Origin of the sequence: Ensifer sesbaniae (assembly GCF_013283665.1) — a bacterium.
GTDB lineage: Bacteria > Pseudomonadota > Alphaproteobacteria > Rhizobiales > Rhizobiaceae > Ensifer > Ensifer sesbaniae.
This window is the reverse complement of the sequence record NZ_JABEKU010000002.1, coordinates 1-13,414: the sequence shown is the minus strand read 5'-3', so window position 1 is coordinate 13,414 and position 13,414 is coordinate 1. Positions and strand designations below refer to the sequence as shown.

The 13,414-nt window shown below is 62.2% G+C and carries 12 protein-coding genes and 2 pseudogenes; 9 read left to right on the top strand and 5 right to left on the bottom strand.

The genetic code is table 11. From position 1 onward, the window contains the following. Positions 1 to 60 precede the first annotated feature (60 nt). From BHMPCIPO_RS18000 to tnpB (BHMPCIPO_RS17965), 8 genes are all read left to right on the top strand, one after another. On the top strand, positions 61 to 2,313 hold the full coding sequence (locus BHMPCIPO_RS18000) for a glycosyltransferase family 2 protein (protein ID WP_173518230.1): 2,253 nt from the start codon (positions 61 to 63) through the stop codon (positions 2,311 to 2,313). After that, a complete protein-coding gene (locus tag BHMPCIPO_RS17995; RefSeq protein ID WP_173518229.1) occupies positions 2,310 to 3,155 on the top strand; it encodes a class I SAM-dependent methyltransferase in 846 nt (281 codons plus the stop codon). The genes BHMPCIPO_RS18000 and BHMPCIPO_RS17995 overlap by 4 nt, the downstream gene beginning before the upstream one ends. Next, complete coding sequence (locus BHMPCIPO_RS17990; RefSeq protein ID WP_173518228.1) at positions 3,152 to 4,414, top strand: glycosyltransferase family 4 protein; 1,263 nt, start codon at positions 3,152 to 3,154, stop codon at positions 4,412 to 4,414. The genes BHMPCIPO_RS17995 and BHMPCIPO_RS17990 overlap by 4 nt, the downstream gene beginning before the upstream one ends. 113 nt (positions 4,415 to 4,527) lie before the next feature. Continuing rightward, on the top strand, positions 4,528 to 5,259 hold the full coding sequence (locus BHMPCIPO_RS17985) for a hypothetical protein (RefSeq protein WP_173518227.1): 732 nt from the start codon (positions 4,528 to 4,530) through the stop codon (positions 5,257 to 5,259). 10 nt (positions 5,260 to 5,269) lie between these two features. After that, the gene (locus BHMPCIPO_RS17980) at positions 5,270 to 7,489 is read left to right on the top strand and encodes a hypothetical protein (protein WP_173518226.1); all 2,220 of its coding nucleotides are present in this window, start codon (positions 5,270 to 5,272) and stop codon (positions 7,487 to 7,489) included. After that, on the top strand, positions 7,486 to 8,787 hold the full coding sequence (locus BHMPCIPO_RS17975; protein ID WP_173518225.1) for a glycosyltransferase family 4 protein: 1,302 nt from the start codon (positions 7,486 to 7,488) through the stop codon (positions 8,785 to 8,787). Before BHMPCIPO_RS17980 ends, BHMPCIPO_RS17975 begins: the two co-directional genes overlap by 4 nt. A 285-nt stretch (positions 8,788 to 9,072) precedes the next feature. Next, positions 9,073 to 9,246 carry a hypothetical protein gene (locus BHMPCIPO_RS33830; RefSeq protein WP_173518224.1) on the top strand — a complete coding sequence of 58 codons (174 nt, stop codon included), beginning with the start codon at positions 9,073 to 9,075 and terminating at the stop codon, positions 9,244 to 9,246. Between the two features lie 61 nt (positions 9,247 to 9,307). Next, positions 9,308 to 9,484, top strand: a complete 177-nt coding sequence (gene tnpB / locus BHMPCIPO_RS17965) for an IS66 family insertion sequence element accessory protein TnpB (protein WP_173518223.1) — start codon at positions 9,308 to 9,310, stop codon at positions 9,482 to 9,484. A gap of 25 nt (positions 9,485 to 9,509) precedes the next feature. Here the strand turns inward: tnpB (BHMPCIPO_RS17965) and BHMPCIPO_RS17960 are convergent, their stop codons facing one another. Genes BHMPCIPO_RS17960 through BHMPCIPO_RS32915 form a run of 4 tightly spaced genes read right to left on the bottom strand, consistent with a single transcriptional unit; the run spans position 9,510 to position 12,682 of the window. Then, positions 9,510 to 10,517 (bottom strand): tyrosine-type recombinase/integrase, encoded by a 1,008-nt coding sequence (locus BHMPCIPO_RS17960; protein WP_173518222.1) that lies wholly within the window; start codon positions 10,515 to 10,517, stop codon positions 9,510 to 9,512. Next, positions 10,514 to 11,446 carry a tyrosine-type recombinase/integrase gene (locus tag BHMPCIPO_RS17955; RefSeq protein WP_173518221.1) on the bottom strand — a complete coding sequence of 311 codons (933 nt, stop codon included), beginning with the start codon at positions 11,444 to 11,446 and terminating at the stop codon, positions 10,514 to 10,516. The genes BHMPCIPO_RS17960 and BHMPCIPO_RS17955 overlap by 4 nt, the downstream gene beginning before the upstream one ends. Next, the gene (locus BHMPCIPO_RS17950; RefSeq protein WP_312033048.1) at positions 11,443 to 12,306 is read right to left on the bottom strand and encodes a site-specific integrase; all 864 of its coding nucleotides are present in this window, start codon (positions 12,304 to 12,306) and stop codon (positions 11,443 to 11,445) included. Before BHMPCIPO_RS17950 ends, BHMPCIPO_RS17955 begins: the two co-directional genes overlap by 4 nt. A gap of 55 nt (positions 12,307 to 12,361) precedes the next feature. Beyond that, positions 12,362 to 12,682, bottom strand: a complete 321-nt coding sequence (locus BHMPCIPO_RS32915; protein ID WP_246304456.1) for a hypothetical protein — start codon at positions 12,680 to 12,682, stop codon at positions 12,362 to 12,364. Positions 12,683 to 12,862: 180 nt separating this feature from the next. Between BHMPCIPO_RS32915 and tnpB (BHMPCIPO_RS33825) the strand changes: the two are divergent. Next, a pseudogene (gene tnpB, locus BHMPCIPO_RS33825) lies at positions 12,863 to 13,087 on the top strand (IS66 family insertion sequence element accessory protein TnpB); the annotation flags it as partial. Positions 13,088 to 13,141: 54 nt separating this feature from the next. On the opposite strand, the pseudogene BHMPCIPO_RS33820 reads toward tnpB (BHMPCIPO_RS33825), so the two are convergent. Continuing rightward, positions 13,142 to 13,261: pseudogene (locus BHMPCIPO_RS33820) on the bottom strand (transposase); the annotation flags it as partial. Between the last annotated feature and the right edge of the window lie 153 nt (positions 13,262 to 13,414).

Here is a 13,414-nt window from a genome sequence, read left to right as displayed (position 1 = left end):
GGTGCGCCCCACTTCCTCCCGTGGGGCGCGCCCTCCCTTCTGTGCTTTCAGGAGTAGCGCGTGGCGGCAGACGACCGTATCAGGAGCCTCAGTGCAGAATTCACGACGGCTGTAGCGTTCAGGCTCAGCCTCGATGTTGCTGTGTTGATCTGGGACGCACCTGCAGAGCTGCCGGCGAAAACGAAATACGCGCTCACTGCATCCCGGTCTCTCGTTCCCCTCGTCAGCATGACCCTTCCGCGCGCCGATGGCGGGCAACGTGTTTTCTGGGCAATGCGTGCGGGAAGCGAACGCGAACTTGCGGAAATCGCCGTCGGCCACGATGTCCTTCAGACCGTCGTCCTCGAGCCGGCAGGCAGGCTTCCGTTCCTCGATATGGCAGCCCAGTTCGCTGGCCTTCTGCCGGAGGGGCGCTTCAAGTTTCTCAACACCCTGCTCACCGTCTGGAGGAGCGCATTTAGGCTCTCCCGCGATGAGTTCTTTACCGGCCTTGTCGACGACGCAATCCACGCCCTGAACCTTGGACAGCGCCCTGCGGCGATTGCGTGCCGGCTCGCCGACGGCCGATATCTGGCTGAAACGACCATAAGCGCCGAATTCGGCGAGATCAGCGCGATTTATGCGTTGAGTGCGGACGCAGTCCTACCCTTGCCGCAACAGTTTGCCGTCACCGGCCGGGCGGAGCGCGGCTGGCGCCGCTGCCACTTCGTCATCGAAACGCCGCGTGCGCCGCAGGCGCTCTCCCTGATGATCATGGGCAAGCGCGGGATTGCCATCCGTGAGGTGACGGATCGCGGTGCACGCTGCCCAAGCCTACAGGAGTGGTGGCCCGAGCACGGCGCCGCTCCAGGGCTACGGGAGTTCGTCGTCAGGTGTCTCTCGGCATTGCCAGAAAGTGGAACGGCACTTGCAACCGACCTGCAGCTTCGTTCGCCCTTGCAGGCGCGCCAGGCCGGCAAATCCCCGCTCCATCCCGGCGCAGAGATCGATCTGGCGCTTGCGCTTGCCGATGGGTTGTTGGTCGGCGGCTGGACGCGTGACCCGTCCGGCGTGCTTGCCGGCATCGACTATCTCCAGGAAGATGGCACGGCGCTTCCGCTTGACGGCAACTGGTATGAATTCCCGGGCTGGGCCCGCGGAGCGGAGGAAGGCTCCAAGACCGATGTAACGGGCTTCGTCAGCTGGCTGCCGATGCGCGAGCCGCCAGGCGCCCTGCTTCAGCCCCGCTTCCAGATGCGGCTTGCTTCCGGCGCCGTCAAACCGCTCATACCGAAACCGCAGCCCTTCGATCCAGTTACACAACGCAACCGCATCTTAAGGGCGGTCCCGCCGCAGCATGCCGTCGATGCGGCTTTCCGCACGATCCTTGCCCCCGCGCTCAAGGACGTCGAGGAAAGGCTCGGAAAGACAATCAGGGTCGACCAGACGAAGGACTTCGGTCCGATGCTGGAGGCGCCCCTGGTCTCGATCGTCGTGCCACTTTACCGCGTTCTCGATTTCCTGCGTTTCCAGCTCTCTGGCCTGGCCACCGACCCCTTTGTCGCCGCCAATGCCGAGATCATCTATGTGCTGGACTCGCCCGAGATCCACGACGAAACGGAACATCTGCTCGGTGGCTTTCACCTGTTGCACGGGCTATCGATGAAGCTCGTGGTGATGAACCGCAACGGCGGCTATGCCCGTGCATGCAATGCCGGCGCGCGTCATGCCCGCGGTTCCGTCGTCGTCATGCTGAACTCGGATGTCGTGCCTTGCGGACCGGGCTGGCTCGAGACGCTCGCGCTTCCCGTGCTCCAGCAGAAGTCGCTCGGCGCCATCGGCCCGAAGCTCCTTTTCGAGGACGGATCGCTGCAGCATGCGGGTCTCTATTTCGGCCGCAACAAGCAGGGCATCTGGCTGAACCATCATTTCTACAAGGGCATGCCCGGTGCCTATGCGCCCGCGCAACAAGCACGCGTCGTGCCTGGCATCACCGGCGCCTGCCAGGTGATGCGCCGGGAAGTATGGGAACGCGTCGGCGGCTACTGCGAGGATTTCGTGATCGGTGATTACGAAGACAGCGATCTCTGCCTCAAGATCCGGCAGGCCGGCTTTGACATCGTCTACGAACCGGCCGCCTGTCTCTACCATCTCGAGCGGCGATCGATCAGCCGCAGCCAAGATTACACGCGCGGTGTGGCGAGCCAGTACAATGCATGGCTGCACACCGAACGCTGGAACGACGACATCAGTGCGCTGATGCCAGCCTACCTCGGCGCCGAAGAGGCGGCAGCGTCGAGCGGTCTCAAGTCTGCCGCCAGGAGCGCCGCATGAACCAACCTGCACTTCGCCACGCAGACAGCCTGCAAACGGCATGGCAGCCGAACGAGGACCGTATTGACGGGATGCTTCAAACGGTTCTCGCCAATCGTTTCCTGCCGCAGCCCGACAGCAACAGCGTCTTCGTCGGAGACGGCAACTACCGGGCGGTTGGCGCCGAATTTCTCGGTCATTTCATCCGCATGGGCGGTTTGCAGCCGGAAAGCGACGTGCTCGACATCGGCAGCGGCATTGGCCGGATGGCGGTCCCATTGACGCAGTATCTCGACCCTGATCGCGCCCGCTACGTCGGCGTCGATCCGGTCGAAGGCGGTGTCGCCTGGTGTCGCAAGTCCGTCACGCCGGTCTACCCGAACTTCACGTTCGAGCACGTCGACATTGCCCACGAGCTCTATAATCCCATGGGCAAGATCAACGGCAAGGCGCTGAAGCTGCCCTATCCGGATCGAACGTTCGATTTCGCGATCATGACGTCGATCGTCACGCATCTACCGCCGGACGAAGTGCTCGTCTATTTCAGCGAGATCAGCCGGATGCTTAAGCCCGGCGGCCGGCTCTTCGTGACGGCATTTGTGGTCGATCGCGTCGCCGCGAAGAACGAAAATGGCAGGCGGGATCCGCGCCTCGGCTTCAATCGTAGCGGCGACGGCCCCTGCTGGTTCGTACCGGGGCTGCTGCCGCTCGCCGCCGTCGGTTTCGATGACGGTTTTCTCGATCGGGCGCTCGAACGGGCGGGCTTTTCAACCATCCTGAAATCACTCGGCCATTGGCGCGGGCAGGATGCCGGTCACTACCAGGATGTCTTCATTGCCGAACGCCGGGGTGCAAACGGATGAAGAAGCGCATTCTGGTCGCAGCGCACAATCATCCGGCACTCCATCCGGGCGGCACGGAGATTTTCGCGCACGACCTCTTCCGTGCCTATCAGCGCGCCGGCCATGAGGTGCTCTTCCTCGGCGCCACCAACCAGACCCACCGGCAGGTGCGCCCAGGCACGAGCTTCCAGGCGATCGGCTCCGAGGGCGACGAGGTGCTGTTGTGGTCCGGTCATTTCGACCGCTTCTTCATGAGCCAGATCGACCTCTACGGCGTCGTGCCCGATCTCACCGAACTTCTGCGCGATTTCCAGCCGGACGTGGTCCACATCCACCACCTGCTGCTGCTCGGCGCCGAGTTTCCGCACATCGTGCGCCGGACCTTGCCCGAGTGCCGCATCGTGATGACGCTGCACGATTACTATCCGCTATGCCACCATGACGGCCTGATGGTGCGCACCACCGGCAAGGAGCTTTGCCATAAGTCGACGCCCGACCGCTGTCACGCCTGTTTCAAGGATATCCCGCTCGACCGCTTCGTTCTTCGCGAGCAGCATCTGAAAGCCTTGTTGCGCACCGTGGATCGTTTCGTATCGCCGAGCCAGTTCCTGAGGCAGCGATTTATCGACTGGGGGCTCGACGGGGTACAGATCGATGTCATCGCGAATGGGTTACCACGGCGGGACGTTCCGGCGCGGAAAGATCGGCAGGAAAACGACCGGCCAATCTTTGGTTACTTCGGCAACCTCAATCCCTGGAAGGGCACCACCGTCCTGCTCGAGGCTGCGCGGCAACTGATCGACGAGGGCCTCCGCTTCGAGCTCAGGGTGCACGGCGGCGCGCCGTTCCAGAGCGATGGTTTCAAGGACGAGATCGCCCGTCTCTTCAAGAAGACGGCGCCGACCGTCCAGCATCGCGGCGCCTACAGGCGCGAGGATATTGCCGACCTCATTGCCGCTGTCGATTGCACCATCGTGCCTTCGATCTGGTGGGAGAATGCGCCGCTCGTGATCGGCGAAGCGCAATCCCAGCGCAAGCCCGTGATCGCGAGCAACATCGGCGGCATGGCCGAAATGGTTCAGGACGGCGTGAGCGGCCTAACCGTTACGCCCAACGATCCGCGTGCGCTCGCCGCTGCCATGCGCCGTATTGCCGAGAACCCTGACCTCAGGCGCCGCCTTTCGGCGAACGCCCGCAAACCCGATGATATCGATGCCACGGCACGCCGCTATCTTGCGCTGATTGACGCGATTGAGCCGGCACGAATCGCCGCGGCATAGAGCGGTTCAAGTTGAGATGGAACAATAGAAAACAGCTCCATCTCTTTGTTTATACGCATTTCCGGACGCAAAACCGCTACGCACTTTTGCTGGCAATGCTTTAGAGGAAGACCATGTCTGTAGCAGCCGACAAACCGGATGTCGCACCGGAACAAAACAATGCCAAGCCCCTGAAGGGCCGCGTGGATGCGATCGACCAGGGCCGTGTTTTCGGCTGGGCATTCGATCCCGAGACGCCCGAGAAAAGGCTTGCCATTCGCGTGCTTTTGGACGGCAAGGTGATCGCAGAAGCGCTCGCTGACCGCAACCGACCCGATCTCAAGCGAAACGGGATCGGCGATGGCAACCACGCCTTCGAGATCGCTCTGCCCGAATTGGCAAGTGCACGCGCCGGCGAACTGATCGTCATGGCATCGACGGACAAGGGTGGTGAACTGCCGCTTCGGGTTCCAAAGCCCGACGAACAAGCGGCCGAGGCCTTGATTGCTGCTCCGCTCGCCAAGGTGCTCGACAAGCTCGATGTGCTGATGGCGGCACAACGTCAACTCCAGGTCTCTCAGCGCTCGGCCATCCGGCAGAAACTCGACGATGGCGAGGAAGGCGAAGCTGCCGGGCTCGCCGCAGTCAGCGAAGATGTCGCAAGCCTGCGCTCGGAGATCACTCAACGATTGACCGACCTCGATGTGCACCTGATGCGTCTCGACGGGGTTGTGGCCGGCATGGAAAAGAGCCTCCATGCCTTGAAGCAACGCTCAAACGGCGACTTGAAACCGGCATTCCTGCTGCTCTTCGTACTTGCGGGCTTTACCGCAGGTGCGATCCTGACGCTTCTTCTACGGACTTAAGGGGCGCCTCATGCCCAATTCGGAGCTTTCCCTTTCGCCGACCCCCGCACCGCTTGCCCGGATCATGCGCAGCGGACGGGTCGTGGTGTGCCCGATCGATGAAACGCTGTTGCTGGTGATCGGCGCCGGTGGCCCATTGGCAGATCAATTGCCGGTGGAGATCGACGAAGACGCGACGATCCAGGCGATCGCCTCCATTATCGGCTGGCGACTTGCCGCATCGCAAGGTTCCGCCACACACGGTTTCGCAGCACTTGTCCCTGTCGATCGCGAAAGCAGCATGCCGACAACGCTGCGCTTCGGAAAGGACGGCGGCGGTAAACGCTACATCGTTGCGCCCCGCACCGTGTCGACCGGAGATGTTGCCGCGATGCTGAAGGAGCTCGCCGGCCCACAGGTCGTCCACGTGCTCGGCCGCTTGGTGGACGTATTGATGAAGCCGCCGCTCGATCCGCGGAAGCTTGGCGCGGTCACAACTCTGCTCAAGGCGGGAATCGCAAGAGACGGCTATATCGAGCTGCTCGGCGAAAGCCACGACGATGCGATCGCGCTCAAGGGCTGGGCGCATGACATGGCCGCCGGCGTGTGCCGAGCCGTCGTCAGGGCCGAGGACACGTCGCTCGCCGATTGCAACGTTGCGGTTTTCCCGCGTAACGACGCACCGGAAGATGCCGTCGGCTTTTTGGGCCTGCTATCGGCGGACGACCTGCCGCGAGCCCGCGATATCCAGGGCATATTCTATCGCGGCCGCACCGCCTGGCGCTACTTGGCGGTTCACGAGCGCAAGTTCGTTGCCGGGCCGCTTGAGACGCCGGGACATATTCGCGCGATGCTGCTTCAAAGCCAAAGCTCGCCGCAAGTGTTGTTACGCCTGCGCGAAGCGGCCAACGGCTTCGACGGCACAGAAACGATCTCAAGTCTCCCACTTCCGGTCCGGCTCGGCGTCGACTCGCTCTATCAGGGCGACGAGGGCGCCTTTCTAATCTCCGGCTGGATGCTCGATCCTGACGATCACGTACAAAGCGTTCGGCTGCGGCGCGGGCGCGCCGAGGCGCGTCTTGATGGAACCTGGACGCGCACCGAACGGCTGGACGTCGAAGATGCGTTTGCGGACCGGCCGGAATTCAAGAGCGCAATATCCGGACATCGCCGTTCGCACGGTTTCATCGCTTTCGCGGATGGCCTCGTCGGCGATCCGGCGGCCCCGCTTTACCTCGAAGTGACGCTTCGCGATTCCCGCCGCGCCTATATGCCGCTTCATCCGACACGGCTGTCGGCAAGACATGCGGCGTTACGACTGTTGAACGCCATCGACCCGACCAGTTGGGCCTTGCCTGAAATCGTCGATCGGCAGATCGTCCCGTTCCTCACCGCTGCGCGCGCGAACGCACCAACGATCGAAACCGTCATCGATGTAGGCCGTTTCGGTGAGGCCGTGGGGGCGGCAATCCTTGTCGCCGTGGGAGACGCCGAGGAGGATTTCGCCCCGCTGTTGGGCCTTCTGGCGCTTGATCCGTATACGCGGCAAGCGCCGATCGTGCTCGTTCAGCAATCGGAACAATTTCGCCGGCGCGCCGCCCGTATTCGCCAGCTTGCGGAATTTTATCGTTTGCCGCTACGTCTGGTGTCCGTCGAAGGTTCAGGCGATGCCAGCGATCTGGCGCGGACTGCGGCGCAGGCAATGGACAATGAGACTGTCATCCTGCTGTCAGCGTCGCTTACGCCCGCCAATCCGGGTTGGTATCAGACACTTGTTGCCAACTACGAGACAAAGAGCGGAAGCATCATATCGCCGACGCTTGCCTATGAAGATCACTCGATCCGTTGGGCAGGCAGCACCTCGCTCGACCGTGCCGATCATCTTCAGTCGAGCCGCTATGCCGGTTATCCGGTCGGTGCCGTGAACCGCCTGAAGCTGACGCGGGTTCAGACCGCCTCGCTTGAATGCTGCATCATGCCGCGCGCAGCACTTCTCGACGATACCGGTGTTTCGCCCACCTATCTCGGCGCGTCTCTCAAGGGGCTGGATCTTGCCTTGGTTCTGAGCCGCAGGGGCTACGAATCCTATTGGCTGCCCGTCTTGCAAATGCTCGGATCGGATGAGGCATCCGGTGCTGTCTCGGCAGCCACGGCCAGATACGTGGAGCGTGTCGATCAGACGCTGTTCCGCGGTCGCTGGATGCAGACGGTGGAAACAGAAGGAACGGCCCACAACGAGGTTTCGACATGAGTGAAAAACTCCGCGCGCTGGTCGTTTCGCACGGCCACCCGACCCATTCGCTCGGCGGCGCCGAGATCGCCTCCCATGGTTTGCACAAGGCGTTGAACGGCCTGCCGGGTATCGAATCGATTTACCTCGCCCGCGTCGGCAATCCCGTGCCGCGCCACGGCGCGTCGGCGCTGATGAGCCTTCGCCTAGCGATGGACGAGGTGCTCTACCATGCCGAGGACTTTGACCATTTCTTCCTGTCCAACGGGGATACCGACGCGATCCGCCGAGACCTCTTGCGCTTCGTGGGAGATATCAAGCCGGACATCGTCCACTTCCACCATGTCATGGGTTTTGGGCTGGAAGCGCTTTATGCGGTGCGTGACGCTCTGCCGAAAGCACGCATCGTCGTGACCTTCCACGAGTATCTGCCGATCTGTCACAACCACGGACAAATGGTGAAGCGACCCTCGGGTCAGCTTTGCAATGGCGCCTCGCCGATCAGCTGCCACACATGCTTCCCCGAAATGCCGGTGTCGCGCTTCGTACGCCGCGAGCAATTCGTCCGGGGCATGCTGAACCTTGCCGACGCCTTCATCGCCCCGAGCGCCTTTCTCGCCAATCGCTATGTCGAGTGGGGTATCGCCGCCGAGAAGATCTTTGTGATCGAAAACGGCATCGTCATGGGTGAGAAGACCCCCGCACGCGAACTGCCAACGCCGACGGCACGACGCAACCGCTTTGCCTATTTCGGGCAGATGACTCCCTTCAAGGGGGTGCATGTGCTGATCGACGCCGTTTCACGCGTGCCCGAGGAGATCTGGGGTGACGATTCCACGCTTATGATCTTCGGCGGCAACCTCGAGCGCCAGCCGACCGACTATCAGGACCGCGTCGCGAAACTGATCGAGGACGCCGGCCGCCGTGTCCGCTTCTACGGAGCCTACCAGAACCAGGACATGCCGCGGCTGATGCGTTCGGTCGACTGGGTGGTGATACCCTCGGTCTGGTGGGAGAATTCTCCGGTCGTCATCCAGGAAGCGCTGCACCATGGCCGACCGATTCTGTGTTCGGACATCGGCGGCATGGCGGAGAAGGTTCGCGACCGCCTGGACGGCTACCATTTCCGCGCCGGCAGCGCACAAGATCTTGCGGATCGGATTATTGACGTACTGAGCACACCACGATCCTGGGACAACCTTCGGGCAACCCTCAGGCGCCCGATGAGCCATGTCGACTGCGGCCGCGAACATGTCGCGCTCTACCGGAAGCTGCTCAAGGAGGAGCGGCCGGTTCACGGAAGCGCCGCGGTAGCCTGAACCCAAACGCGCGCTCGGCCTCGTCGCGCGTCTGCATCCCGCAAGCGACGAACTTCTCGCCTCGAAGGTCATTCCATCGCTTATCCGCAATGGAATGTATCCCTCCGGTGTGAACCGCCTTGCGAAGTTCCGCATCTCCCGTGAGTCTGCGCTCTTAAGAGTGGACTTAAGAGCACATCGAGCAATTCATGGGACATGCAGTTTTGCTGACGGGGCCGGAGCGGCGTCGGCGATGGTCGTTGGAAGATCGCGCCCAGATACTGGCCGAGGTTTTCGCCGGGTGCGGTGGTTTGCGAAGTCGCACGCCGTTTCGATGTTGCGACTGGCCTGATCTATACCTGGCGGCGGTTAGCTTTGGCACAGGAGGCCGAGCCCGCCTTTCTGCCGGCCAAGCTCGTTGGCCCTGCCAGCAGCGATGCGGCCGAGCCGGCCGTGTGTGTGACTTCCCGAGTGGCGTGAGGGTGAGGATTGGCGCAGCAGCGCCATGCGAGCTGGCAGCCGCGGTCATGCGAGCGCTCAAATGATCCCGATCAGTTCCGGGGTGCGGGTGTGGATCGCGAGCGGTCACTGCGACATGCGCAAGGGCATGCAGGGCCTGGCACTGCTGGTGCAGGAGGGCCTCGGCCGCGATCCGTTTTTATGTGCCGGGCGAGATTATGTGGCGGAGCCGCCCCGGCGCCAGCCGAGGCCTGCCTAATCTGGAATTCTCCGCCACATAATAGTCAGATACTGTTCAGTAGTTGCAGCACGGCGTCATTTGGTCGGAAACGGACGCCAAGATCGCCGGCGACTCCAGCCTTCTCGAGACCTTTACGCATCATCTCGACATCGGCGGCGGCATAGCGATGGGTTGTGGCGACCTGTGCGTGCCCGAGCCAGGCTTGGATCGTCAACAGGTCAACGCCCGACTGGAGAAGCTTCATGGCCAGTGAGTGTCGGAAGATGTGCGGCGATATAGGCTTTTGGGCCAAGGCCGGTCTGATGGTCACGGCCTGGGCCACCGCACGCCGCACGATGTGGGTTGCTCCGAAGCGCGTCAGGCGCTCGTTGCGGGCGCCGACGAATATCGGTCGCGGCTCGTGGTTCGCGATTCCGTGCTCGGCCAACAAGGCTGTCAGCGCTCTCGCCAGATCCAGAGGAATGGGGATGACGCGGTCTCTGCGCCCTTTGCCGCGCAGCAGCACTTGCGGGTGCGACCGTTCCAACTGAAGGTCGTTTGCGTTGACGCCGGTAGCTTCGGAGACCCGCGCGCCGGTCCGTGCCAGAAACAGTAGAAACGTGCGGTCACGCCGACCACGGGACGTCCTTGGATTAGGAGCCTCAATGAGGGCGTCCACTTCGGCCTTGGTGAGGTGATGCGTCACCTCGATGTGCGCCCGTTTTAAGGGAATCGTCAGCACGCGTTGGGCGACACCGAAGGACGCGGGATCGGCGGCGGCGACATGGTGGAAGAAGGATCGGATCGCAGCTAGGCGGGCGTTGCGCGTGGCGATGGTGTTGTTCCGCTTCTCCTCGAGTTCGTCGAGAAAGGCGAGAATGAGGTCTCGATCGAGCTCCTCGAGCACCAACGCCGCCGGCTTCTTCCGCAAGCGGGTGGCGGCAAAGAGGATGAGCATGCGCAACGCGTCGCGATAGCTGGCCATGGTCGCGGGAGTCGCGTTGCGTTGTTTGGTCAAGCGCCGACGAAAGTAGGACTCCAGGAGCGGCGCCAGGAGTAAGTGTTCACTCATGCTGCGCCTCCATCGAGGAAGGCGCGCTCCGCCGCCATGGCGAGAAGATCCACCGAGCCAGTGAGGTAGTAGGCTGTGTCACTGTAGTTGGCGTGGCCGAGATAGGTGGCGAGTACCGGGAGTAGCGCCTGGACGTTGGCGCGTTGTTGATGCCAAAGGCTCATGCGGGTCACGGCAAACCGATGCCGCAGATCGTGCGGCCGCAACGGCTTGCCGTCATCAAGGCCGGCGAGCTTGCGGACCTGAGCAAATCCGCTTTGCAAGCCAGTCGCCGAGAGGCGGTTGCCACGAGAGCTGAGGAAGAAGGCCTGGTCCTTGGGGCTGGGAAAAGCTGCATCGCGCTCACGGGCATAGCGGCGAAGCGCTGTTTGGGTCGTCGTGTGAACGGGAACGAGACGATCCTTGCGGAACTTCGTCTTCCGAACCAGAAGAACCCCGTTGGTCAGATCGACATCGGAACGATCAAGCCTAACCACTTCGCCCGATCGCAGTCCCGAGCTTGCTAACAGTCCGATCAGCGTCGCCAGAGTCCGCCCCCTGAGAGCGATGCCTGGCGAAATGCGGGCGCATGCGTCGATGAGCGACGCCAACTCTGCCTCGCTGAGGATACGTGGAGGCGGAATCGCCCTGGATCTGGGAAAGGCTCTGCGCTCCAAGGCTTCGGTTTGGGCGTCATAGACAGCGAGATACTCGTAGAATCGGCGGAGCACGCCGTGACGAGTGGCGCGGCTGTTGGCGGCGCCGCCGAACGACAGGACGAAGTCCAGCGCCATCGTCCGGGTGGCGGGCGCATCGAGTTGAGCCCGTTCAACGTAGCGGACGAAAGCCCGCAACGTGCCGGCTTGTTTGCTGAAGGCATAGCCGAGCGAGTGGCGCAGTTCGATGTAACGCTCGACCTTCTCGCCGAGGAATCGGGCAAAGGCGGTCATGCAGCGCCTCCCGGAAAGGGGAGTGCGACCTCGGCGAGTTGCGAGGCCGCAACCTTTACGTACAGCGCCGTTGTGTTGATGCTCCGGTGACCAAGAAGATCGGCGACCTCGTTGATTGGCCTTCGCTGCCCGACAAGCTGGGTGGCGAGGCTGTGGCGCAGGAGATGTGCACCTGCGACCCGCCCGAGTTCGACCCCGCCATGTCGCAACCGCTTCCTCACAATCCTTGAAACAGGCGCCGCAGACTTGAACGCTCCCACCGGCGGCGTGAACGACAGGAACAGATACGGACTGTCCACCTTCGGTCGAGCGCGCAGGATGTAGTCGACGAGTGCGGCGCCGGTCTCCTCGAGGAGTGGCACCACCCGATCACGCTTGCCCTTGGTGCGCCGGATAAAAACCTCGCCAGTACGCCAGTCGATATCCTGCAGCCGAATGGCGCGTAACTCGCCGTTGCGAATGCCCGTGGTGGCGAGCAGCAGCAGGACGGCTCGATCGCGGATAGCGACCGGCGTCGTTGCGCCGATCGCATCGATTGCGCGCCGAACGTCACCCCATGCAAGGCGCGGCGGCAGATGCGCCAAACGCCAATAAGGCGTCCTCGGGACGAGGCGGGCAAGATCTTGGCGATGGTGGCCAGCCCAACATAAGAACCGAAGGAATGTTCGAATGTGAGAAGTCACTGCCGTGCGGGTGCCGGAGGTCGCCGATAGCGACAGCCGATGCTCGACAGCATCGAGCACGTGCTCGGCTGTCAACGCATCAAGATTTTGGCCGGAGTGGCGATGGCGGAACCAATCCAAAAAGCGGCGACCGCCCAGAAGAATACCTTCGCGGGTCTTCGGCTCCAGGCCCCGCACCGTGCGCAGATAGTCCGAAAAGGAGGCCAGAAGCAGAGCATCCGGGTCAGCCTCTTCACTTGGAACGGAAAATAATGAACCGCTCCGGAGCCACTCGCCGTGCGTGTGCCAGAGCCGATACGGCCCCGATGCGCGGAGTATCTGTAGTAAACGTGCCCAAATAGCTGTCGATGACATCTTGATGGATTGGCATCGAGCCACAGCGCGTCGCGGCAAACTGGCTAAAACGCGCAATCCGGCTCAGGTAAATCTTGGCGGACGCTCGCTTATAACCGAGCGTAAGAAAATGCTCGGCGAAGCGATCCATCTCGCCACCAAGCGCACCGCCACGTAGGCGCTTGAGCACCCCACGATACGAGAAATAGAACTCGAGCATGTTGTCCCTCCGGAATAGCGGCGCGGGGGGATCCCGCACCCATCCAAGAGGCACGAAATATTATGTGGCGGAGAATTCCAGATTAGGCAGGCCTCGGCTGGCGCCGGGGCGGCTCCGCCACATAATCTCGCCCGGCACATAAATAGGGTTATGTGGCGCGCCACATAACCGTTTAAGGGTGACGTCTTCGTCTTTCGCGGTCGCAGCGGCCGACTGATAAAGGCCCTTTGGCATGATGGGATCGGCCTATCGCTGTATCCGAAGCGGCTCGAGCGCGGCCGCTTCATTTGGCCGGCGACGGAGGATGGTGCGATCGCGCTGACCGCCGGTCAGATGTCCTATCTGCTGGAGGGGATTGATTGGCGAAACCCGCAACAGACCTGGCGCCCGACCAGCGCCGGGTGACGCCTCGAAGTGGCTAAGTGTCTTGCGCCATAGACGGATCTGAGCCGGATAGATGTCATGGCGACGAGCTACATCACCAATGCGGACGCCAGGCTGGTCGGCTTCTGCCAATATCTCCAGCTTAGCTTCTTTCGACCATCGCCGCCTACGCTCGACGCCGGAAATGATCTCCATGCGGGCCATGCCAACCTCTCAGATCTGGAATTAGTGTCAGCACTAATGCTGGTTCTAATGCCAGAACATCGCCTAACTGGCTCGTTCAGCAAAATCCGCTCACCGGACGTGTGTGGACGCTCCCTAGAATGCAAGCAAAATCTTCACTCAGTC

Coding starts and splice junctions, on each gene's coding strand:
- BHMPCIPO_RS17990 (WP_173518228.1), top strand. CDS start 3,152: ATGAAGAAGCGCATTCTGGTCGCAGCGCACAATCATCCGGCACTCCAT.
- BHMPCIPO_RS17980 (WP_173518226.1), top strand. CDS start 5,270: ATGCCCAATTCGGAGCTTTCCCTTTCGCCGACCCCCGCACCGCTTGCC.
- BHMPCIPO_RS17960 (WP_173518222.1), bottom strand. CDS start 10,517: ATGAGTGAACACTTACTCCTGGCGCCGCTCCTGGAGTCCTACTTTCGT.
- BHMPCIPO_RS17995 (WP_173518229.1), top strand. CDS start 2,310: ATGAACCAACCTGCACTTCGCCACGCAGACAGCCTGCAAACGGCATGG.
- BHMPCIPO_RS17955 (WP_173518221.1), bottom strand. CDS start 11,446: ATGACCGCCTTTGCCCGATTCCTCGGCGAGAAGGTCGAGCGTTACATC.
- tnpB (WP_173518223.1), top strand. CDS start 9,308: ATGATCCCGATCAGTTCCGGGGTGCGGGTGTGGATCGCGAGCGGTCAC.
- BHMPCIPO_RS32915 (WP_246304456.1), bottom strand. CDS start 12,682: ATGCTCGAGTTCTATTTCTCGTATCGTGGGGTGCTCAAGCGCCTACGT.
- BHMPCIPO_RS17975 (WP_173518225.1), top strand. CDS start 7,486: ATGAGTGAAAAACTCCGCGCGCTGGTCGTTTCGCACGGCCACCCGACC.
- BHMPCIPO_RS17985 (WP_173518227.1), top strand. CDS start 4,528: ATGTCTGTAGCAGCCGACAAACCGGATGTCGCACCGGAACAAAACAAT.